Source organism: Rhodococcus sp. 14-2496-1d (genome assembly GCF_002259365.1).
Taxonomy (GTDB): domain Bacteria; phylum Actinomycetota; class Actinomycetes; order Mycobacteriales; family Mycobacteriaceae; genus Rhodococcoides.
On the sequence record NZ_NPFV01000003.1, the window covers coordinates 150,144 to 175,377 of the forward strand.

Consider the following 25,234-nt stretch of genomic DNA (forward strand, 5'->3'; position numbering starts at 1 on the left):
CCTGATCGATCCACGTGCACAACCGGCGAACTCGGCATTCGTCACGACGACGCGATCACCGACTCCGCCCGTTCGATCAACGATGCCAGAGCGGCGGTCAGCCCCTCCGCACCGAGGGCGGGCAAGATACCCGGAATCAGTGCCGACAGCGTGACCGTCACCAGAGCCTGCGGCTTCATCGCAGAGCCCATCGTTGCCGACATCTGCGCCAGTTTGGCGTGCAGAGCAGCGAAATCGACCGTTGTCGATTCGTGTTCGATGGCCACCGCATCGGGTGCGACGGTCGCTGCCCGGGCAACCAGTTCGGGCAGATCGTCCACCGTCTTGGGTTTGGTTCGCGGTGCGAACTCCGCCTTCTCCTCGTCGGAGAGGATGTCGATCGACCGCAGCACCACGTCCGGATCCGAGACGACGGCGTTCAGAATCCGCAGCAACCGATCGGCGAAGGTCGCGATCGACGACTCGTCGAGGATCGCCGTTGCGTAGGTGAACGTCGCCTCGATGTCGCGCAGTGCCCCGGTGTCGTCGAATCGTTCGACGGCGGTCAGCTGCAGATCGAACTTGGCCTGGTCCTCGCCCGCGGGCAAGGCCTGCACCTGCAGACCCGGCAGCTCGAACGTTCCGGTCACGTGGTTCTGGAACGTCAACATCGCCTGGAACAGCGGAGTGTAGGCACTCGATCGCGCCCGGCCCAGTGCGTCGACGAGTCGCTCGAAGGGGACGTCAGCGTGACCGAACGCCGCCAGATCCTTGTCCTTGGCCTGCTGCAACAGCTCGACGAACGTACCGCTCTGGTTCAGTCGAGTGCGCAACACGAGCGTGTTGACGAACATGCCGACGAGCTCGTCGAGTTGCTGTTCGCCGCGACCTGCAGTGGGTGTGCCGATGCTGATGTCGGATGAGTTGCTCAGCCTCGAGAGCAGCACGGCGAAGGCGCTGTGCACCACCATGAACGTCGTCGCGGAGTGTTCGCGAGCGATCTTCTCGATCGCCGATGCGATGTCGGTGCCGAACGAGAAATCGTACGAGGCACCCTGCATCGTCGGGCGAGGCGGCCGCGGTCGATCCAGCGGGAGCGCCAACTGTTCCGGTGCTCCCGCCAACTCGGTCGTCCAGTACGCGAGCTGCTTCGCGAGCGGACTGTCGGGATCGCTCTCGCTGCCGAGCACCTCACGCTGCCACAGCGCGAAGTCGGCGTACTGGACCGGTAGCGGCGTCCAGGCCGGCATCTCCCCCGCAACCCGAGCGGTGTAGGCCACCATGACATCCCGGATCAGCGGACCCATCGAGAAGCCGTCGGCGGCGATGTGGTGAGCCACCACGGCCAGTACGTGTTCGTTCTCGCCGACCTGCAGCAGAGCAGCCCGCACCGGAACCGACTTCGTGACGTCGAACCCGGCACCGAGGGTTTCGATCAGGCGGGAGATCACCGCATCCGGTTCCACCTGCTCGGGCGTCAGCTCGATTCCTACCTCGGCGACGGAACCGATCTGCTGGACCGGCCCGTCCACCGAGTCGGGGTACGCCGTGCGCAGAATCTCGTGGCGTCCGAGAACGTCGTCGAATGCCCCGCGCAGGGAGTCGATGTCGAGCTCGCCGGTCAACCGGACCGCGACCGGGATGTTGTAGGCCGAGGAACCGGGGTCGATCCGGTTGATCGTCCACATTCTTTCCTGAGCGATCGAGAGCGGAAGCAGATCGGGTCGCTCTCGGACGGTCAGTTCTCGGCGCGCACCGCCACCGACGAGCGGGGCGATGTGGGCGGCCAGGCCCGCGACGGTGGACGCCGCGAACACTGCTCGCACCGGAATCTGAGCGTCGAGCGCCTGACCCAACCTCGAGACCAATTGTGTTGCGACCAATGAGTTTCCACCGAGCGCGAAGAAGTCGTCGTCGAGTCCGGCGCGGTCGAGGCCGAGCAGTTCCGCCACGGTGGACGCGACGATCTCCTCGATCGGAGTGACCGGGGCCCGGAACTCGGCAACCTCGAACTGCGGTGCCGGAAGGGCCCGTCGATCCAGTTTGCCGTTTGCGTTGAGCGGCAGGGCATCGAGGACGACGAACGCTGCCGGAACCATGTACGACGGCACGGCGCGAGCGAGTTCCACTTCGACACTCGCCACGTCGAGTACCGCCCCGGACTGCCCGACGACGTAGGCGACCAGCTGATCCCCCATCGATTCGCCGCTGTGCACCACGACGGCGGTGTCGGCCACCGTTGTCTGAGCGCGCAGGGCTGCCTCGATCTCACCGAGTTCGATGCGGAATCCGCGGATCTTGACCTGGAAGTCGGCACGCTCGATGTACTCGAGGCGGGCCGCTGCCGGTTCGCCGTCGACGAGCGGAACCCGCCACCGCACGAGATCGCCCGTGCGATACATCCGCGTTCCGTTCGCGCCGAACGGATTGGCCACGAACCGTTCCGCGGTGAGGTCTGCTCGCCCGAAGTATCCCCGCGCGAGTTGCGTGCCCGCGAGGTAGAGCTCTCCGGTGACCCCGGCCGGAACCGGATGCAGGCGAGAGTCCAGCACGAACACGGCGGTGTTGGCCTCGGGCACGCCGATCGGCACGGCGACGGTGTCGGCATCGGTGACCGGATGCGAGGTCACCGACACCGCTGCCTCGGTCGGGCCGTAGAGATTGTGCAGCTCGGCAGAACCGTTGTGCCGCCGGAAATCCTGCGCAACCGCCGCGGGTAGCGCTTCGCCGATGGCCAGGACGCGTCGCAGATCGGGTGACAGTTCGCCCGCGGCAACGGTGCCGAGCATCGACAACATCGACGGGACCAGATGCAACGTCGTCACCGAGTGTCGACGGACCAGCGTGAGCAGGTAATCGGGATCGCGATGCCCCTCCGGATTCGCGACGACGAGTCGTCCACCCGAGGTCAGCTGCGACCAGAACTCCCACACCGACAGGTCGAACGTCGCTGCGGTCTTGAGCAGCGCCGCATCGGTCTCGTCGAGGCCGTACTCCGCACGCAACCAGTTCAACTGGTTGACGACGGCACCGTGCGAGACCGCAACGCCCTTGGGGCGTCCGGTGGAGCCGGACGTGAAGATGACGTAAGCGGTGTTGTCGGCGGAAAGCACACCCGAGCGCTCCGAGGCATCCACCGGCGCGGGCGAGAAGCTCGCGAGATCGAGCTGTGTCAGATCGACGACCGTGGCTGCAGAGGAGATCTCCGGACCGACGGCACCGGATGTCAGCACGCACAGCGGAGCTGCGGTCTCCAACACGAGCGCGTTGCGCTCGGCCGGCTGATCCGGATCGATCGGGACGTAGGCACCACCGGCCACGGAGATGGCGTACATGCCCACGAGCAGATCCACCGATCGCCGAATGGCAAGCCCCACCGGCACTTCGGGTCCGACGCCCAGGCCGATCAGGTGGCGGGCCAGACGCGAGACCCGTTCGGAGAACTCACCGTACGTCAGCGTCCCGTCGTCGTGCACGAGTGCAACGGCGTCACCGTTGCGCGCTGCCGAGTCCACGAACAGATCGGCGAGCGTGGTGCCGTCTGCGGAATCGAAGTCGCGGTCGGTGTCGTTCCACTCGTCGACGATGGCGGGCAGCTCACCGTCGAGGAACAGATCGAGATCGCCGACCGGCGTCGTCGGGGACGCCGCGACGGCGTCGAGAACGGCCTCGAACCGGGCGACGAGCGAGCGAGCGGTGCGCTCGTCGAACAGATCGGTCGCGTACGTCAACAAGGCATCGAAGCCGCCCGACACCTCGTCCTCGCGCGGGGCGTCCGAGACGATCAGGTGCAGGTCGAACTGCGACGTCCCGGTCTCGGTGTCCAGTGCCGAGATGTCCAGTCCGTCGAGCTCGAATTCTCGGCGAGCGAAGTTCTGGAACGAGAAGCCGACCTGGAACAGCGGGTGACGCGCCGTCGACCGGGTGGGGTTGACCACCTCGACGAGCCGCTCGAACGGTATGTCGGAGTTGGCGAACGCCTGCAGGTCGGTCTCTCGAGCCGCGTCGAGAAGGTCCTCGAAACTCGCTCCCCCCGCGACGTCGAGCCGCAGCACCAAGGTGTTGACGAACATGCCGACGAGGTTTTCGATGGCCGCTTCACCGCGACCCGCGATGGGGGTTCCGACGACGATGTCCGGCGATCCCGATATACGCGAGAGCAGGACGGCGAACGCCGCGTGCACCGCCATGAACACCGTCGCGTTGTGCGCACGTGCCAGTTCGGTCAGTCGAGCGTGCGCGGCTGCGTCGATCCGGAAATCGATACGGCCGCCCCGGAAGGTCTGCTCGGCGGGACGCGGACGATCCAGCGGAAGTTCGATCTGCTCGGGCAGCTCGGCCAGCGCAGCTTCCCAGTACCGAATCTGCTGCGCAGCAATCGATTCCGAGTCCTCCTCGGATCCGAGGACCTGGCGCTGCCACAGTGCGTAATCGGCGTACTGCACCGGCAGCGGCGCCCACGCGGGATCGGAGCCGCGGGTGCGAGCGGCATATGCGGTCATGACGTCTGTGGACAACGGCATCACCGACAGACCGTCGGCGCTGATGTGGTGGATGACCATTCCGAGTACGAACTCGGTGTCCGAGACGCGGAAGAGCGCGGTCTTCAGCGGAACCCGGGTCGTGACGTCGAAGGTCGCCGACAGAAGTTCCAGAACCCGAGCGGTCACCGACGCCGCGTCGGTGTCGATCACCTCGAGTGTGGTCGGCACCTCCGACATCGGCACGATCACCTGGTGTGGGCCTTCGGGTGAATCCGGGTACACCGATCGCAGAGTTTCGTGACGCTCGATCACGTCGGAAACTGCACGCTGCAACGCGTCGACGTCGAGGCGTCCGCTGAGCCGAAGCGCGAACGGGATGTTGTACGCCGTGGACTCGGAGTCGAAGCGGTTGAGGAACCACATCCGCTGCTGTGCGAGCGAGAGCGGCACTCGGCTCGGTCGCGTCGATGCCACCAGCGCCGGACGCGCAGCTGCGCCCGAACCCTGCTCGACCCGCGCTGCCAGAGCAGCGACCGTCGGGGCCTCGAACAGCGCGCGGACGGGAACGGTCGTCTGCGCTGCAGCACCCAGCCTGGACACCACCTGCGTCGCGACCAGCGAGTTGCCGCCGAGCTCGAAGAAGTCGTCGTCGAGACCGACCCGTTCGATGCCGAGAACGTCGGCGAAGACATCGGCGACCATGCCCTCCACCGGAGTGGTCGGTGGCCGGAACTCACGTGTGCGCGCCGCCGGCTCGGGCAGGGCTCGTCGGTCCAGTTTTCCGTTGGCGGTCAAGGGAATCGCGTCGAGAACCACGAACGCCGAGGGCACCATGTACTCGGGAAGATTCTCCCCGACCGCTGCCCTGACGACGTCGATGTCGATCGTCGACTCGGCCGCGGGCACGACGTACGCAACCAGGCGTGCGGCACCGGGAGTGTCCTCGCGCACGATCACCGCTGCCTGCCCGACGGCGGGAGCGGATGCGACGGCGGATTCGACCTCGCCCAGCTCGATGCGGAAACCACGGATCTTGACCTGGTCGTCGGCGCGACCGACGAACTCGAGTTCGCCGTCGGTGGACCACCGTGCCACGTCGCCGGTGCGGTAGAGCACCGATCCGTCGCCTGCGAAAGGATCGGCGACGAACCTCGTCGCGCTCAACCCGGCGCGACCGAGATACCCGCGCGCGACCTGACCACCGGAGACGTACATCTCGCCCGGTACACCTGCGGGTACCAGCGACAGCCGTGAATCCAGGACGTACACCGACAGTCCGGAGATGGCGCGTCCGACAAGGGATCCCGATGCCTGTGCCGCGGACCGCGCGTCCACGACACGGTGCGAGACGTGCACCGTGGTTTCGGTGATGCCGTACATGTTGATCAGTTGCGGGGAATCGTCGCCGTGACGCTCGAACCAACCGGTGAGTCGTCGCAGTTCCAACGCCTCACCACCGAACACGATGTACCGCAACGAATAGTCGTCTGCCGAGCCTGCGGTGCGATCGACCTGATCGAGCTGGTAGAAGGCGGACGGAGTCTGGTTCAGAACGGTGACACGCTCACGAACGAGCAACTCCCGCAATGCTTCCGGCGACCGGGAGGTGAAGTAGTCGACCACGATGACGCTACCGCCGGTAGTCAGCGGGCCCCAGAGTTCCCACACCGAGAAGTCGAACGCGAACGAGTGGAACAGCGTCCACACGTCGTGTCGACCGAAATCGAAGTGCCGAGCCGTGTTCGCCAACAACCGTACGACGTTGCGATGCGGGATCAGAACGCCCTTCGGCTTGCCCGTCGAGCCCGAGGTGTAGATGACGTACGCCGTCGATGCCGCGGACGCCGGAACCGGATCGGCCGACGCCCCGTCGCCCTCGGCCGGGGCCGTGTCGATATCGATCCTGGGAAGCGTTGCGGGAAGCGCGACGTCCACACCGGTCCATGTCAGTACGGCAACCGGACGAGAATCGGTGAGCACGAATTCGATCCGGTCGGCCGGGTAGGACGGATCGATCGGGACGTAGGCACCACCGGCTTTGAGCACCGCGAGCAGTGCCACGACGAGATCGGCGGTGCGCGGCAGCACGACGGCCACCAACGACTCCGGCCCTACTCCCTGAGCGGCGAGGACTCTCGCCAACGCAGTCGAGGACTCGTCGATCTCTCGGTAACTTCTGTGAGCACCCTCGAACACCACTGCCGGAGCGTCGGGGTCCTCGGCCACCCGAGCGGCGAACAGATCGACGATCGTGTCGAGCGAATCGGCGACGGCAGGCGCGTCCTGGGCGAGCGCGAGCACCCGGCCGCGTTCGGCTTCGTCCATCACCGGGAGGTCGCCGATTCGCTGACCCGGATCGCCGGCAACGGACTCGAGGACGCGGATCAGGCGTTCACCGAGTGCACGTGCCGTGCTGTCGTCGTACAGGTCGCGGGCGAAGGTGACGTCGATGGTCATGCCGCCGTCGACGTGGTTCTCGGTGAAGGTGAACTGAACGTCGAACTTGGCCGTCTCGACGTCGAGGTCGACAGCGCGCACGCTCAGGCCCGGGAGTTCGAGCTCGGTCTGCTCCATGTTCTGCACGGTGAGCATCACCTGGACGAGCGGGTGACGAGCAGCCGACCGCGGTGGGTCGAGTACCTCGACGAGCCGCTCGAACGGCACCTCGGCGTGGGCGAACGCCGACAGGTCCGTCTCGCGTGCCCGAGCCAGAAGCTCGGTGAACGCGTCGCCGTGATCGATGTCGGTCCGCAGCACCAGTGTGTTGACGAACATTCCGATGACGTCGTCGAGGGCTGCCTCACCGCGCCCTGCGACCGGGGTTCCGATCGCGATGTCGGTCTCACCGGACAGTCGGGCCAGCAGCACGGCGAGCGAGGAGTGCAACACCATGAACAGCGAGCTCTGGTTGGCGCGCGCCACGTCGCCGAGGCGGCCGTGCGTCTCGGCGTCGAGGGCGAGCGTGATGTTGCCGCCGCGGTACGACGACCGATCCGGGCGGACACGATCGCCGGGGAAGGTGACCTCGTCCGGCAGCGAAGCGAGTGCCCGAGTCCAGTGCCGAATCTGGTTCGAGACCGGTGACGTCGGATCGTCCTCGGAACCGAGGACGGCCTGCTGCCAGAGGGTGTAGTCGACGTAGCGGACGGCGAGTGGAGTCCAACCGGGCTCGGTGCCCGCGCTACGGGCTGCGTACGCAACCATCAGATCCCGAGTCATGGGACCGATCGAGAAGCCGTCCGCAGCGATGTGGTGGGTGACGAACGCGAGAACGTGGCGGTCCGAGTCGAGCTCGAACAACGCCGCACGCAACGGCGGCGCAGCGGTGACGTCGAACCCGCCCATGGCCAGCGCCGCCAGGGCCGACGGCAGTTCGGCGGTGGTGGTCGCAGTCGGCACCAGATCCGGCGTCACCTGTTCCGTAGGAACGATCACCTGAGAGGCGACGCCGTCGACCTCCGGGTAGACCGTTCGCAGGGACTCGTGTCGCTCGACCACGTCGGCCACTGCCGCGCGCAGAGCGGCAATGTCGAGATCGCCGCTGAGCTCGATGGCGACAGGGAGGTTCTCCGTCGCGGATTCGGGGTCGAACCGATTGAGGAACCACATCCGGCGCTGCGCGAGCGAGAGCGGTACCAGGTCCGGTAGATCGGTGCGCACCAGAGGAATCCGACGGCCCGAACCCGAGAGCTCGTCGAGCTTGGCCGCCAGTGCGGACACGGTCGAGGCCTCGAAGATCGTCCGGACGGTCACGGTGGTGTCGAGTGCCGCGCCGATTCTCGACGCGACTCTCGTGGCGACGAGGGAGTTGCCGCCGAGAGCGAAGAACTCGTCGTCGGCACCGACGACATCGATACCGAGAACATCGCGGAACACCTCTGCCACAACGATTTCCGATGTGGTGGACGGCGCGCGGAATGGGCGCTGCTCGATGTTCGGCTCCGGCAGAGCGCGACGATCGAGCTTGCCGTTGGGCGTGAGCGGCAGTGCGTCGAGCACGACGGTCGCGGCCGGAACCATGTAGCTCGCGAGCGAGCGCGACGCGAAGTCGGCCAGCTCGGCGACGTCGACGGTCCCGCCGACCGCGGGTACCACGTAGGCGACCAGCTGGTCGCCCGCGGCAGCGGTCTGCCGAACCAGAACGACGGCGGATTCCACGGACGGGTGTCTGCGCAACACGGTCTCGATCTCGCCGAGTTCGATGCGCAGTCCACGCAGCTTGACCTGGAAGTCGGTGCGGCCCAGGTACTCCAGCCGTCCCGAACCCGAGGACACTGCACGCCAGCGCACCAGGTCACCGGTGCGGTACATGCGAGTACCCGGTTCTCCGAACGGGTCGGGAAGGAACCGATCGGCCGTCAGGTCCGTCCGTCCGAGATAGCCGCGCGCCAGCTGAACCCCGGCGAGGTACAGCTCGCCCGCCACCCCGGGAGCGACCGGAGACAGTCGAGCGTCGAGAACATACGTTCTGGTGTTCCACACCGGCACACCGATCGGAACGAGGTCGACGTCCGCCTCCGTCACCGCGTGATAGGTGACGTCGACCGCAGCCTCGGTTGGACCGTAGAGGTTGTGCAGCGCCACGCCCGGCAGGACGCGTCGGAGCCGGTCGCCGACCTCGGCGGGCAGCGCCTCCCCGGACGCGAACAGAGTCCGCAGAGAGGTGGTCGCAGGCGACGGTGCCGCGGCCACGACGGAGACGAAGACCTCGAGCAGCGACGGTACGAAGTGTGCCGTGGTGACGGACTGCGCCTCGATCGTCTCGAGCAGGTACTGCGGATCACGATGGCCCTCGGGCTTCGCGATGACCAGCGTGGCACCGATCTGCAACGGCCAGAACAGTTCCCATACCGACACGTCGAACGTGACAGGGGTCTTCTGCAGCACGACGTCGTCGGTGGCGAGCTCGTACTCCGACTGCATCCACAGCAGGCGGTTGACGATCGCCTCGTGCGTGACGGCCACACCCTTGGGCTGGCCGGTCGAACCCGATGTGAAGATGACGTAGGCGGTGTTCGACGGTGCCAGCGCACGGATTCGGTCCGCGTCGGTGATCGGCGTATCGGAGAAGCCGGACAGATCGAGGGTGTCGATATCGATGACCTCGACGCCGTCGGCCGCCACCTCGTCGCGCGACGTGGTCAGCACGCAGACCGGTGCCGCGGTTCCGAGAATGTGCGCGATCCGCTCGGCCGGCTGGTCCGGATCGATCGGAACGTACGCACCACCGGCGGCGATGATCGCATGAATTCCGACGAGCAGTTCCACCGAGCGACGGGCAGCGATGCCCACCGCGCTCTCGGGTCCGACACCGCGGGCGATCAGGAACCGAGCCAGGCGGGCGACCCGCTCCTGGAATTCGCCGTGAGTGAGCGTGTCGTCTCCGAAAACCAGTGCAGGAGAGGCCGAATCGACCTGCCCGGCGAGCGAGGCCAATGTCTGGGCCCGGTCGAGCTCGTGCTCGGTGTCGTTCCAGTCGACCAGCACCCGCCTGCGTTCGACGGGCTCGAGCAATTCGATGTCGCCGACCACGGTCGAGAGGTTGCCCGCGACGGCTTCGAGAACTGTGATCAGGCGATCGCCGAGCGCGACGACCGTGGCCTCGTCGAAGAGATCGGTGGCGTAGGTGACGTCGACGGTCATGCCCTGCGGAGCGCCGCTGGGTCCGATCGACTCGACGAACGTGAACTGCAGATCGAACAGCGCGACCAGCGTCTCGAAGTCGACACCCGAGACCGACAGTCCGGGCAGTTCGAGATCCTTCTGTCCCAGGTTCTGGAACGCGAGCACCACCTGCACGAGGGGATGACGAGCCGTGGATCGGGCGGGGTTCAGGATTTCGACGAGACGCTCGAACGGTACGTCCACGTGGGCCAGGGCCGACAGGTCGGTCTCGCGGGTGTCGGCGAGCACCTGGTCGAATCGACGCGAGGTGTCGATCTCGGTGCGCAACACCAGGGTGTTGACGAACATGCCGATCAAGTCGTCCAGGGCGGCCTCGCCACGACCGGCGACCGGGGTGCCGATCGCGATGTCGGCTTCGCCGGACAACCGCGACAGCAGTACGGCCAACGATGTGTGCACCACCATGAACAGCGATGCGTTCTCTGCTCTGGCGGCATCGATCAGTGCGCGGTGCAGATCCTCGTCGATGGAGAACCGCACGAGCGCACCACTGTTGGATGCCACCACGGGCCTCGGGCGATCGGACGGCACGTCGAGCTGGTCCGGCAGGCCGGCCAGAGCGGTTGTCCAGTAGTCGATCTGCTGCGACACGACCGACTGCGGATCGTCCTCGGAACCGAGTACTTCGCGCTGCCAGAGGCTGTAATCGGCATAGTCGACCGGCAGCGGAGACCAGAAGGGCTCCTGGTTCAGCGAGCGAGCCGCGTACGCGTTCATCACGTCTCGGGTGAGCGGGCCCAGCGAGAATCCGTCGGCCGCGATGTGGTGGACGACGAAAACCAACAGGTGCTCGGTGGGGCTGACCTCGAAGAGTCTGGTCCGGAAGGGCAGGTCCTTCGACAGGTCGAATCCGGTGGTCGCCAGATCTCGCAACGCGCCCGCGACATCGTGGGCGGCGATCTCGATGGGCGTCAGATCCGGTGTGGCCGATGCTGCGTCGACGATGACCTGATGAGCGGTTCCGTCGGTCTCCGGGAACACCGTGCGCAGGGACTGCTGCCGGGCCACGACGTCCGCGACCGCGATCTGCATGGCGCGACGGTCCAGCAGACCGGACAGTCGCACGGCGATCGGAATGTTGTTGGCCGCGGATTCGACGTCGAACTTGTTGAGGAACCACATACGCTGCTGCGCCAGAGACAACGGAATATGTTGCGGCCGTTGTTGAGGCACCAGCGGTGGACGGCTTCCGGTGGCGACCAGTGTGCCCAACCGCGCGGCCAGATCGGCCACCGTCGAGGTGTCGAAGAGCTCTCGCACCGCGATTCGGGTGTCCATGGCGACACCCAGTCGCGACACCAGTTGCGTTGCGATGAGGGAGTTTCCACCGAGATCGAAGAAGTCGTCGTCCAGACCGACACGCTCGAGTCCGAGGACCTGGGCGAAGACCTCGGCAACGGTCCGTTCGATGTCGTTGGTCGGTTCCCGGTACTCGGTCACCTCGAAAGCGGGATCGGGCAGGGCCTTGCGGTCGAGCTTTCCACTCGCTCCGAGCGGGAATTCCTCGAGCACGATCAGCGTCGACGGCACCATGTACTCCGCCAGTCGAGACCGCAGCGCGCCGAGGACTGCCCCGGTCTCCACCGAGGCACCGGACGGCACGACGTACCCGACGAGTTGCTCGTGGCGGACCACCACGACCGCCTGGGAGATCGAGCGTTGCGCCAACAGTGCCGATTCGATCTCGCCGAGTTCGATGCGCAGGCCGCGCAGCTTCACCTGGAAGTCCGACCGACCGACGTATTCCAGTTCGCCGTTGCGGTTCCACCGCACGACATCGCCGGTGCGATAGAGGCGTCGGCCGCCCGTTGCGAACGGATGGGCCACGAAGCGGTCCGCGGTCAGGTCCGACCGTCCCACATAGCCACGTGCCAGCTGAGTACCCGCGAGATAGAGCTCACCTGCGACACCGACGGGAGTGGGATTCAGTCGCGAATCGAGCACGTAGACAGAGGTGTTCCACACCGGTGCTCCGATGGGCATCACCTCCGAATCCTCGTCCGTAACAGCGTGATAGGTCACGTCGACCGCAGCCTCGGTCGGGCCGTACAGGTTGTGCAGCTCCACTCCCGCGATTGCCCGCCGTAGCGCGCGGGCCGTGGTGGGAGCCAATGCCTCACCGGATGCGAACACCAACCGCAGCGAGGCACCCGACGCTCGGCGTCGCTCCACCTCGGGTACGAACACCGACATCATCGACGGCACGAAGTGCACCACCGACACATGCTCACGAGCAATCACATCGAGCAGATACAACGCATCCCGATGACCATCCGGAACAGCGATGGCCACCGACGCACCGTTCTGCAACGCCCAGAAGAACTCCCACACCGACACATCGAACGTCGACGGAGTCTTCTGCAACACCACATCCCCGGCGCTCAACCCGTACTCGTGCTGCATCCACAACAACCGATTCACGATCGCCTCGTGCGAAACCCCCACACCCTTCGGACGACCCGTCGAACCCGACGTGAAGATCACATACGCGAGATTCGACGCACGCAACGGAGCCGTGCGCTCGGCATCGGACAACGGCAACGGCGACAGACCCGACACATCGACAGTGTCGATATCGACCGTCTCGACCCCCGCGAACTCCACATGATCACGCGTCGTCGACAACACCCGAACCGGAGCCGCCGTCGCCACGATGTACTCGTTGCGATCCGCCGGCTGCGACGGATCGATCGGCACGTACCCCGCACCGGCCTTCACGATCGCATACATACCCACGAACAGGTCCAGACTCCGCCCGATCGCGAGCCCCACCAGCGAATCAGGACCAACCCCCACCGACACCAGAAGTCGCGCAAGACGATTCGCACGCCCCGCGAACTCCGCATACGTCAACCGCTCACCCTCGAACACCAACGCCTGCGCATCCGGAGTCACGGCCACCTGACGATCGAACAGGTCGACCAGCGTCACCTGGTCCGGTACCTCGTGTTCGGTGCGGTTCCACGCTGTCACGACTCGGTCGCGCTCGCCGTCGTCGAGAAGGTCGATGTCTCCCACCGACAGCGAGGGATCTGCCACCACGGCACCGAGTATCCGCACAAAACGTTCGGAGAACCCTCTCACCGTCGCGGCGTCGAACAGGTCGGTCGCGTAGGTCAACTCGGCGGCCATGCCCTGCCCGCGACCGTCCACTCCGATGGACTCGGTGACGGTCAACTGCAGGTCGAACTTCGCCACCTCGGCATCGAGAGCGACGCTGTCCACCGACAGACCCGGTAGGTCCACGTGCGTGCGGGTGAGGTTCTCGAACGAGAGCATCACCTGGAACAGGGGGTGCCGCGCCTGCGATCGGGACGGATTGAGCACCTCGACCAAACGCTCGAACGGCAGATCGGCATGTCCGAACGCGCCGAGCGCCACTTCGCGGGCGCGCCCGATCTGCTCCGAGAACGTCCGACCCGACTCGATGTCGGTGCGCAACACGAGGGTGTTGACGAACATGCCGACCACGTCGTCGAGGGCCGCGTCGCCACGGCCTGCGACCGGGGTACCGATCGCGATGTCCTCGGTACCGGACAGACGCGCGAGCAGCACCGCGAGAGCAGCGTGCACGACCATGAACAGCGAGGCGTTGTGCGTGTGGGCCAGCGAGGACAGTCCCCGATGGACCTCGGCCGGTACGTCGAATCGGATCGACGATCCCTGGTAGGACTGGCGATTCGGGCGCGGCCGATCGGTCGGGAGATCGAGCTGGTCGGGCAGACCGGCCAGCATGTCGGCCCAGTAATCGACCTGACCGGAGATCAGTGATTGCGGATCGTCCTCGGAGCCGAGTACCGAACGTTGCCACAGGCTGTAGTCGGCGTACTGCACCTCCAGCGGCATCCACGCCGGGTTCTCCCACGCGGTGCGCGAGGCGTACGCGATCATGAGGTCGCGCGCCAGCGGACCCATCGACCAGCCGTCGGCCGAGATGTGGTGCACCACCATGGCGATGACGTGTTCGCGAGGACCGATCTCGAACAGGCGTGCCTGAATGGGAACGTTGACCGTCACGTCGAACGTCGTCGATGCCAGCGAGAAGACCTGCCGCTGGATATCGGCCGCGGACGTAGGAACGGGCATCAGGTTCGGCACCGTCTGAGCGGCGTCGAGGATGGACTGCTGCGGGCCCGCTGCGGTGTCCGGGTAGACGGTGCGCAGCGACTCGTGCCGGTCGATCACGTCCATGATCGCCACCTGCAGCGCCGCGACATCGAGTTCGCCGGTCAGTCTCAGTGCGAACGGAATGTTGTACGCGGTGGAGTCGGCGTCGAATCGATTGAGGAACCACATCCGCTGCTGCGCGAGCGAGAGCGGGATTCGCTCGGGCCGCACGGTCGCGACGAGCGCGATGCGGCCACCTTCTCCTGCGGCCTGCTCCACCCGCACTGCAAGCAACGCCACGGTCGATGCCTCGAACAGCATGCGCACCGGCACGGTGGCATCGAGAGCAACTCCCAGACGCGAGACCACCTGCGTGGCGATCAGCGAATTACCGCCGAGCTCGAAGAAGTCGTCGTCCAGACCCACACGCTCGACTCCGAGGACGTCGGCGAAGACGTCGGCGACGATCTCCTCGATCGGTGTCGTCGGAGCACGGAACTCGCGCACCTCGAACACCGGAGCCGGCAGTGCCCGGCGATCGAGCTTGCCGTTGACGGTCAGCGGGATCGCGTCGAGCACCACGAAGGCCGACGGCACCATGTACTCCGGAAGCATCTCTGCGATACCGGTTCTGATGTCCTCGATATCGACGATCGGCCGACCGTCGACCGCAGCGGACACCACGTAGGCGACGAGCCGAGCTGCACCGGGAGAGTCCTCACGAACGATCACGGCGGCCTGGGTGACGGTCGGCTGCGCGGTCACCGCTGCCTCCACCTCGCCCAGCTCGATGCGGAATCCCCGGACCTTGACCTGATCGTCCGAACGACCGAGGTACTCGAGCTCGCCTGCAGCGTTCCACTGTGCGAGGTCACCGGTCCGGTACAGCAGCGACCCCTCGTCGGCTCCCGACGCGAACGGGTTCGCCACGAAGCGAACCGATGTCAGTTCTCGGCGACCGAGATAACCACGGGCCAATTGTCCACCGGCAACGTACATTTCGCCGGGAACCCCGACCGGAACCGGATGCAGGCGGGTGTCCAGCACGAACACCCGCAGTCCGGCGATCGGCTTGCCGACCACCGACGCACTGCTCTCGACGGACGCGGCGTCGAGCGCTCGGTAGGACACGTGCACGGTCGTCTCGGTGATGCCGTACATGTTGACGAGCTGGGGCGCACGGTGACCGTGCCGCTCGAACCACCCGGTCAACCGTCGTTGTTCGAGGGCTTCACCACCGAAGATCACGTAGCGCAGCGACAGTTCGCCGTGCTCGGTTGCCGTGGTGCGATCGGCCTCGGAGAGTTGATAGAACGCCGAGGGTGTCTGGTTGAGCACCGTGACCTGCTCGTCGACGAGCAGCCGGTGGAATGCCTCCGGCGATCGCGAGGTGAAGTAGTCGACGACGACCAACGTGCCGCCGTAGAGCAACGGGCCCCACAGCTCCCACACCGAGAAGTCGAAGGCGTACGAGTGGAACATCGTCCACACGTCGTCGGCGCCGAAGCCGTAGACCGACTCGGTGTTGTCGAGCAGCCGAACGACGTTGCGATGCGGAATCATCACGCCCTTGGGCTTGCCCGTCGAACCCGAGGTGTAGATGACGTAGGCGACGTTCTCGGGCCGCAGCGGACTCGTCCGGTCACCGTCGGTGACGGGATCGCCGGACACCGACGACAGATCGACGGTGTCGATGTCGAGCAGTGCTGCGCCGGTGCGAATTTCGACGTCGGACGGAAGTTCCACTCGGTCCGAGCCGGACAGTAGAACGGTTGTCGGCCGCGCGTCGTCGAGCATGTATTCGACTCGGTCGAGTGGGTAGCTGGGGTCGACGGGCAGGTATCCACCGCCGGCTTTGATCACCGCGACGAGCGCGACGACGAGTTCCGCCGAGCGCGGGAGGGCGACGGCGACCAGACTTTCCGGGCCGACACCGTGGGAGATCAGAACGCGGGCAAGGCGATTGGTGTGCGCGTCGAACTCGGTGTAGGTCATCGACGAGCCGTCGAAGCGAACTGCGACGGCGTCGGGGTGCGCCGCGGCGGCAGCGTCGAGCAGATCCACGAGGGTGAGTTCGCGAGAGACGTCGTCTCCGGAGGCGTTCCACTGCGAGAGCACGGACCGGTGCTCCGCGGCATCGACGATCGTGACGTCGCCGACCGGCACGGTGGCGTCCGTGGTGACCGCATCCAGAATGGCCAGGAAGCGACGCGCGAAACTCTCGACGAGATCTGCGTCGAACAGATCCGTTGCGTACTCGAACACCGCGTCGATACCTGCGGGTGCGCCGTCGTCGAGATGCTCGGTCAGCCACAGCTGTACGTCGAATTTGGCGATGGGTACATCGAATTCGGCGGCTTCGGCGCGCAGGCCACCGACGGTGAGTTCGCGAGACATTGCCGATTCCAGCGAGATCGCGACCTGGAACAGCGGGTGCCGGGACGTCGAACGCACCGGGTTCAGCACCTCGACGAGGCGTTCGAACGGCACGTCTGCGTGCGCGAAGGCGGACAGGTCCGTGTCACGGACGCGCGAGAGGAGTTCCTCGAACGTCAGCGCCGGATCGACTTCGGTGCGCAGTACGAGGGTGTTGACGAACATGCCGACCAGGTCGTCGAGTGCGGGTTCTCCTCGACCGGCCACGGGAGCACCGATGGCGATGTCGGTGGTGCCGCTGAGCCGGGCGAGCAGCAGCGCGTACGCGGACTGCATGACCATGAACAGCGAGGCGTTGTTGGCACGGGCCAGGCTGGCCAGCGAGGCGTGCAGACGAGCCGGAACGTCCACCCGGAGCTTGCTGCCCGCGTTCGAGGACACTGCGGGGCGCGGCCTGCTCGACGGCAAAGTCAGCTGATCGGGTAGATCCTCGAGAGTCGCTCTCCAGTAAGCGATTTCGCGCGACGCCAGCGACAGCGGATCGGTCTCGGGACCGAGTACCGCACGTTGCCACAACGCGTAGTCGGCGTACTGGACCTCGAGAGGCGTCCACTCTGGGGCGCGTCCCTTGATCCGGCTCGAGTACGCCACCAGCACATCCCGCGCCAGCGGACCGAACGACGCCCCGTCGGCGGCGATGTGGTGCAACACCATCGCGAGTTCGTGCTCGGTCGGTGAGATCTCGAACAGTGCGATGCGGAACGGTGTATCGACCGTGACGTCGAATCCCTTGCCGACCAGTTCGTGCAGGCGACCGCCCAGTTCGTCGCGTTCGACACGGACCGGCAGAATCGTCGCCGGGGTCCGCGCCGCCGTGAGTACGACCTGTTCGGGAGAGCCGTCCACCTCGGGGTAGACGGTACGCAGCGTCTCGTGCCGATCGACGACGTCGGCGAATGCGGCCGACAGTGCTACCACGTCGAGCGGCCCGGTCAGACGCACGGAGAACGGCAGGTTGTACACCGCTGTGGTGGGGTCGAAGCGGTTGAGGAACCACATGCGCTGTTGCGCAGGTGAGAGCGGGATACGCTCGGGCCGTTCCCGCGACTCCAGCACCGGGGTGTCCGCCCCGAGCCGAGCCGCCGATTCGGCCCTGGCCGCGAGTGCCCCGACGGTGGGAGCCTCGAACAGCTCACGAACGCCGAGGCGAACTCCGAGAGCGCTGCCCACTCGGGTCACCAACTGCGTGGCGATCAGAGAGTTGCCGCCGAGCTCGAAGAAGTCCTCGTCCAGACCGACCTTGGAGGCCCCGAGCAGATCCTCGTAGATACCGGCGACGACGTACTCCGCCCGACTCTGCGGGGCCCGGTACTTCTTCGCACTGCTGAACATCGGTTCCGGCAACGCTTTTCGGTCGAGCTTGCCGCTCGTGTTCAGCGGCAGGGCGTCGAGTACGACGACCGCTGCAGGCACCATGTACGACGGTAGGGAGTGACCGGCGAACTCGATCGCCGCGGCGGATTCGATGGATCGTCCCGGGGTCGCGACGACGTACGCCACCAACTGATCACCGGTGACCGTCTGGACCACCAACACCACTGCCTGCGAGATGGATTCGTGGGCGAGCAGAACCGTTTCGATCTCACCGAGCTCGATGCGTTGTCCACGGAACTTGACCTGGAAATCCGTCCGGCCGATGTAGTCCAGCACGCCGTCGCTGCGCCAGCGCACGAGGTCGCCGGTGCGGTACATCCGTTCGCCGCCGGTGCCGAAAGGGTTGGCGACGAAGCGATCCGAGCTCAGATCGGGCCTGCCCACGTAGCCGCGCGCCAACTGGACGCCGGCGAGGTACAGCTCTCCCGATTCGCCGATGGGGGTGGGTCGCAGGCGACCGTCGAGAACGAAGGCTTTCGTGTTCCACTCGGGCACACCGATCGGAACGGTGCGGGTGTCCTGCGGGCCGCTGGGGTGATAGGTGACCGAGACGGCGGCTTCGGTGGGGCCGTAGAGATTGTGCAGACCGGCTCGACACATCGAGCGGAACGCCGCCGCGGTCTCGACCGGCAGTGCCTCGCCGATGACGAACACGTGGCGCAGCGAACTGCAGGTGCCCGCGGGCGCGTTGGCCACGAACACCGTCAGCATCGACGGCACGAAATCGGTGACGGTGACTCGATGTTCGGCGATCTTGTCGGCCACGTAGACCGAGTCTCGATGCCCGTCGGGAGTGGCGAGCACCATCGTCGCGCCGACCCGCAGCGGCAGGAAGAAACCCCAGAGCGAGACGTCGAAGGTGGTGGCCGTCTTCTGCAGGTAGACGTCGGAGGCGTCCATCGGATACTCCGAGAGCATCCATTCCATCTGATTGTGGATCGCCGCGTGCTCGACCGCGACACCCTTCGGACGTCCGGTCGAACCGGAGGTGTAGATCACGTATGCGGTGTTCGAAAGTCGCAGTGGCGCAGTACGTTCGGCATCCCGAACTGGGTCAGCGGACCTGGACGTGCAGTCGACGAGGTCGACCGCAACCGTCTCGGTTCCCTCGGGCAGCGCAACGTCGTCGCGAGAGGAGATCAGCACGCAGCGCGGCTGCGCGGAGTCCAGAATGTACGCGGTGCGATCGGCAGGGTGGTCGGGGTCGATGGGCACCCAGGCACCGCCGGCCGCCACGATCGCGTACATGCCGACGACGAGGTCGAACGAACGGCGGATCGAGAGTCCGACGAGAGTCTCGGGGCCTACCCCCATGTCGATCAGGTGGCGAGCCAGACCGTTCACCCGCGCCGAGAGTGCGCCGTAGGTGAGCGCTTCCCCCTCGTACACCAGGGCCGTCGCGTCGGGGTGCGCGGCCGCGGCGGCCTCGAAGGCGGACAGCAACGTGCGTGGTTCGGTCGGGTGCTCGGTGGCATTCCACTCCGCCACGACGAGTTCGCGTTCGACACCCTCGGTCAGGGCCAGATCCCACACCGCGTCCTTCGGCCCCGATGCCACGAACCGGGCGAAGAAATCGACGAACCTCTCGTGGTTCCGACCGGACTGCTCGGGTCCGTACAGATTGGGATTGGACTCGAAGTCGATGTGGGTGGTCGACCCGGCAACACTGGTGTAGAGGTTGAGCCCGAAATCCTCGATGAGGCCGGTCGAGAGAATGTTGATGCCGCCGACCATCGAACCGAGGCGCACCTCGCCGAAGAACAGCATGATGTTGACCCACGGGCCGAAGAACGAGGCCTGGCCGCTGACCGCTCCGGCATCACGCCGAATGTCCTCGTGCCGGTAGCGCTGGTGACGCAGCGCCCCGGAGACCTCGGCGTTGACGCGCGCGAGCAGCGTCTCGACGGTGGTGTCACCCGAGACGTCGAGACGTAGAGGAACGACGTTGGAGACCATGCCGCCGGAGCGGCGCAACACTGCCGTGGTGCGCGCGGTGACCGGGAGCGAGAGCACGACGTCCTCACGTCCGGTCATCTGCGCGAGGTAGGCGGCGAAGCCGGCGATGACGATGGTCGCCATCGTCGTGTCGGTCTCGACACGCAGGGCTTCGAGTCTTTCCATCGTCTCGGCGGACAGAGCTGTGCTGTCGATCTGGCTCGTCGCCGCAGGGGCAGCGGTGTGACCGGCGAGAGTGGTGACTCCGTCGATGCCGTCGATCCGCGAAGCCCAGTACTCACGGTCGGCCTCGAAGCGGCTCGAGTCACGGTAGGCCACGTCGATGTCGTAGACCTTGGTCAGGTCCGATGCGAGATTCTTGCTCGGTTCGGTGCCCTCGACCGCCGCGGTGTAGAGCTCGGCCGCGCGGTTCATGAACGTGACGGCACCGAATCCGTCGAGCACAACGTGATGCACGCGCTCGTACCAGAACCAGACGTCGTCCTCGAGGCGCAGGACGGTCGCGGCGATCAGTCGGTCGCGGAGAATGTCGATGGGCGCGCTGTAGTCGCCGTGCATCCAGGCCAGGGCCGCTGCCCGCGGATCGGCCTCGCCGCGCAGGTCGAGGTAGTTCAGAGAGTCGTCGAGGGTGGGATCGACGACCTGCCGGGGCTCGGCGTCGATCTCGACGATGCGCACGAATCCGGACTGCAGCTCGAGTGCTGCCTGCGAGGACGCTCGACGAAGCAGATCCACATGGAGGTCGCCGTGCAGCTCGATGTACTGGGCGATGTTCGCGGGTACCGAGGGGTCCACATGCTGCGCGAACCACATTCCCAATTGGGCCGGTGACAGTGGGAACGACGAATGCTCAGGACCGCCGACTCCGTCGTCGCGTCCAGCACCTTCCACACCTAGCGGGTCCAATCGAATCCTCTCTTTCCCACAATCACATGCGCCCCCACCGGCTGCCGAATCGGCAGCGATCGGTGGGCACCGAACACATCGAGCAAATTGCCTACGTCGTTCTTTATTTTCTCACCGGAAACAAGTCGAAGTTACCTTTCAGTACATATCCGTGTGTATGCACCGGGTCGTTACAAGTCGGTACCCGATTCGGAGTCGCCCGACACACTCCGACTCCATTCGGCACCCGGTCAATCTACAGGCCCGACAGCGCGGATCCCGTCGGTCGTCATCCCGTCATGTCGAAAGCGGCGATTACCTTGGTCGGCGTGATCCGAACGATCAATTCGCCCGGTACGCCGTTGCGGATGCCGAACTCCTCGGCTCGCTCGCGGCCCACATACCTGGCCGCGATCTCGGTCGCTGTGCGGACCAACTCCGCCGGGTCCTCGTCGACCGACGCAATGCCCTGCACCTGGACGAATCCGTACGGCGGCTCCTCGAGATCGACGGTGAGGACGACGCGGGGATCACGGCGGATCGATTTTCCCTTGGCCGTGTCTCCCCCGGTGTTGAACACGATCGCGTCGCCCTCGACGACGAACCAGATGGGTGCCACCAGTGGCCTTCCGTCGGAGGCGAGGTACCCGAGCTTTCCGGTGCGGGTGCCCGCGGACAGAAACTCGCGTACGCGCGGATCGGTGATCGACGTCATCGCTGTCACGCTACGCGGGTGGTCCGACAGAAGCGGCGATCTCGGACACTTCGGCAGGTCTGCGGGGCCGATTCGCACTGCTCGGACACCTCGGCCGGCTCTCGTGCGTCGTACGGACGATGCGCGCGGTCGATTCCGCTCGACCGGTGCCGACTCAGTGGCCCAGGGTCGCTCCGACCAGAATCAATCTCATCGCTCGCTCCGTGGCGTCGGTCAGGAACTCGGCACCCCGTTCGAGCGCTTCGACCAATTCCACCGGAGAGGGCAGGATGCCGGCGAAGGCGTCGATACCCGAGTCGTAGTTGGCGCGGGCGTCGAGACCGATGGTTCCCGCGAGTGCCACCACAGGTTTGCCGTGAAGCTTGGCTCGGCGGGCGACCTCCGTCGGGATCTTCCCCTTGGGCGTCTGCTGGTCGATGGAACCTTCGGCGGTCAACACCAGGTCGGCTGTCGCGATGAGGCTGTCGAGGTCGACGTGATCGAGCATCACCTCGAAGCGTGGTAGCAGCTCGGCCCGCAGGACCGCTGCCACGCCTGCGCCCATTCCGCCGGACGCGCCGGTGCCGGGCCCGGTGCGGAGGTTCAAGCCGGGCGGCCGAGTCGACACATCACGCTCCAACACCTCGGCCCAGCGGTCCATCGCAGCCGACAGGACCTCCACCTGCTCCGAGGTGGCTCCCTTCTGCGGTGCGAAGACCCGTGCGACTCCGCTCGGCCCACAGAGAATGTTGTGTGGGTTGCATGCGACCCTGATCTCCACACCGCTTCCCGGAGACAGACGTGGATCGAGGCCGGACATATCGATGTGGTCGAGCCGAGTCAACTCGCCTCCGCCGTCGCCCAGTTCGAGGCCGTCGGCATCGAGGAGTCGCACACCGAGTGCTTGCAGGAGCCCTGCCCCGCCGTCCGAGGTGCCGGAGTCGCCGCAGCCCAACAGGATTCGTTCGGCACCGTAGTCGAGGGCGGTGCGGATGAGCTCACCGACTCCGCGACTCGTGGTGACAGTGGGGTCGCGCATGTCTCGCGGAACCAGCGACAGACCGGCCGCCGCCGCCATCTCCACGACTGCCGTGACCGGCCCCTCGGTTCCCAGCAGAGCGAAATGGGAATCGACCGGCTTGCCGACAGGTCCTGTCACGACGGTGTCGATCACCTTGCCCAGGGTGGCACCGGCAAGGGCGCGAGCGGACCCCTCACCCCCGTCGACGAGGGGGACCGAGTTGACGATGGCTCCGGGTACCACCCGGCGAATACCTGCGGCGATAGCCGACGCGACCTCGTCGGCACCGAGAGATTCCTTGAACCCGGACGGGGCGACGACGAAACGAAGTGGAGTGGAAGACGGCATGGTGATCGGTTCCTTGTCGAGAGTGGGAGATCAGGTGATGGGGGTGCCGAGCAGGGGCCACACGGCCACGGCGAAGAACAGCACGGTCGCTGCGGTCAGCGGCGCGAGAAAGGCGGACAGGCGTAGCAAGTCCTTCGGTGAATACGTCTCCACACCTTCGGCTTTGGCAAAGATTGCCACCGGCTTCGCCGACGACGGCATGGTGTGACAGAAACCCGCTGCTGCCGTCGAGGCGAATGCCGCGGCCACGGGATCGACTCCGAGCGCCAGAGCCGTGGTCACGACCAGCGGAACGAGGACGGACGAACGCGCCGAGCGAGATTGAATCAGAAGGTGCGAGGCAACCGAGACGACGATCACCACCGCGATGAACACCCAGGGCGGTGCCGACCCGATCGGGACCACCGTGAACAACCCGTCCGAGAGCCACCTTGCCGCACCGGACGTCGTCAACGCGGTCCCCAGGGCCAGCGTCGCCGCCATGAACAGCAGCAGCGACCACGGCACAGTAGCGAGAGCCTTCCCGAACTCGATCGTACCGAAGCGCGGTGACGTGGAGATCAACGCACCCAGCAGAGCGATGACGGCAGGGTGCACGCCGTGCAACGGTTCGGAGCACCACAGCACCATGACGACGGCCAGCAGGGTCGCGGCCCGGTTCTCTGCGATGGTCAGCGGTCCCGTCACCGGGGTAGGCAGCCGCGACGCCAGATCGGACACGTCGACCGCCAGTGGGATTCGACGATCCTCACGATCGGTGAACAGCAGCAGCACGAGTTCCGCTGCGCAGTGGCTGCTGACCACGGCCAGCGGAACACCGAGCAACAACCACGCGGTGAAGCTGATGCCGGTGCCCGTGGCGCTCTCGAGCACCTGGCTGGTGATCAGATGTGCCCCAGCGCCGATGAGGGTCGCCACGGCGGACAGCAGGATGACGGTAGGAAACAGGATTGCCAACGCCCGCACCACTCGCTTGCGCTCGGTTAGCGCCTGCGCCAGCGCCAGAAATACGGGCAGCGCAAGTGCCGCACGACCTGAGGTGGCGGGGATCGCGAAGGCGGTCACGATCAGTGCGGCCGTCACCAGGTGCGCCAGCTGGCGTACGGTGCCCGCGCCGCTGACGATGAACACTGCTGCGCGCGTTGCCAAACCGGACTCGCGAACTCCAGCGGCAATGATGAACGCCGCGATGAGAAGCCAGATGGTCTCCTCGCCGAGGGTGTCGAACAGTCCGTCGGTGCTCACCACACCGGTCAGTACCAGAGCCAGTGCGGCACCGAGGGCGACGTAGGTGTCGTCGATCTTCGTGAACACCCAGAGTGCGACAGCTGCAGTGAACACCACGAGCGTGGTGCGTCCCGCGGCGGGTAATCCGTCCGCCGCGCCTGCGAGTACGGCCAGGAGCACCAGCAGCGCAACCGAACTCGAGACGACCTGAAGCACCCTGCGGGTCACCAGGTCGCGAAAGCGCCACGACTGCAAGGGTTCCGGGACCGGAGGTGGCTGCGTTCTGAAGCTGACCGTGTTCATGTGAACCAGTCTCGGGCCGACCGATGAAACGTCGATGAACAGTCGATGAGCGTTCTTTCATGAGCGATCCGCTCAGGCCAGTCGATACCCCATCCCGCGCACCGTCTCGATTCGGCCGGAACCGATCTTCTTGCGCAGCATACGAACGTAGACATCGACGACGTTGGAACCGGGGTCGAAGTCGTATCCCCATACGTGACTGAGGATCTGCTCACGCGAGAGGACCTGCCGCGGGTGACGGAGAAACATCTCGAGCAGAACGAACTCGCGTGAGGTCAACGACACCACCGCATCGTTCACCACGGCACGTCTGGTGAACAGGTCCACTGCCAGAGAGCCCGATTGCAGAACGGAGACCGAGGGCTCTCGGTCACCGCCACGCAGACGCAATCGAATACGTGCGAGTAGCTCCTCGAATCGGAACGGCTTGGTCATGTAGTCGTCCGCTCCGCCTTCGAGGCCGGTCACGGTGTCGTGCACCGAATCACGGGCCGTCAGGATGATCACGGGAACTCCGACACCGGCGCCGCGCAGTGATGCGATCACCTCGAACCCGTCTTTGCCCGGCAGGCCCAGATCCAGCACGACGAGGTCGAAGTCTCCGGTCGACGCACAGTCGATCGCATTGATGCCGTCGGCAACAGTGGTGGTGGTGAAGCCGTTGGCCTTCAATCCCTTTTCGACGAAGGACGAGATGCGCTCGTTGTCCTCGGCGATCAGTATTCGGCTCATCGT

5 protein-coding genes are annotated in these 25,234 nt (G+C 66.0%); all 5 read right to left on the reverse strand.

What is annotated here, in order from left to right:
- Nucleotides 1–41 precede the first annotated feature (41 nt).
- Nucleotides 42–20,912: a non-ribosomal peptide synthase/polyketide synthase gene (locus CH296_RS01480; RefSeq protein WP_256980290.1), complete on the reverse strand. Its 20,871-nt coding sequence runs from the start codon at nt 20,910–20,912 to the stop codon at nt 42–44.
- A 283-nt stretch (nt 20,913–21,195) separates the two neighbouring features.
- Nucleotides 21,196–21,621, reverse strand: a complete 426-nt coding sequence (locus CH296_RS01485) for a PPOX class F420-dependent oxidoreductase (protein ID WP_094683851.1) — start codon at nt 21,619–21,621, stop codon at nt 21,196–21,198.
- A gap of 154 nt (nt 21,622–21,775) precedes the next feature.
- Nucleotides 21,776–22,969 (reverse strand): glycerate kinase, encoded by a 1,194-nt coding sequence (locus tag CH296_RS01490; protein WP_094658324.1) that lies wholly within the window; start codon nt 22,967–22,969, stop codon nt 21,776–21,778.
- Between the two features lie 30 nt (nt 22,970–22,999).
- Nucleotides 23,000–24,499 carry an SLC13 family permease gene (locus CH296_RS01495; protein ID WP_094683852.1) on the reverse strand — a complete coding sequence of 500 codons (1,500 nt, stop codon included), beginning with the start codon at nt 24,497–24,499 and terminating at the stop codon, nt 23,000–23,002.
- A gap of 72 nt (nt 24,500–24,571) precedes the next feature.
- Nucleotides 24,572–25,231 carry a response regulator transcription factor gene (locus CH296_RS01500; protein ID WP_094645392.1) on the reverse strand — a complete coding sequence of 220 codons (660 nt, stop codon included), beginning with the start codon at nt 25,229–25,231 and terminating at the stop codon, nt 24,572–24,574.
- Between the last annotated feature and the right edge of the window lie 3 nt (nt 25,232–25,234).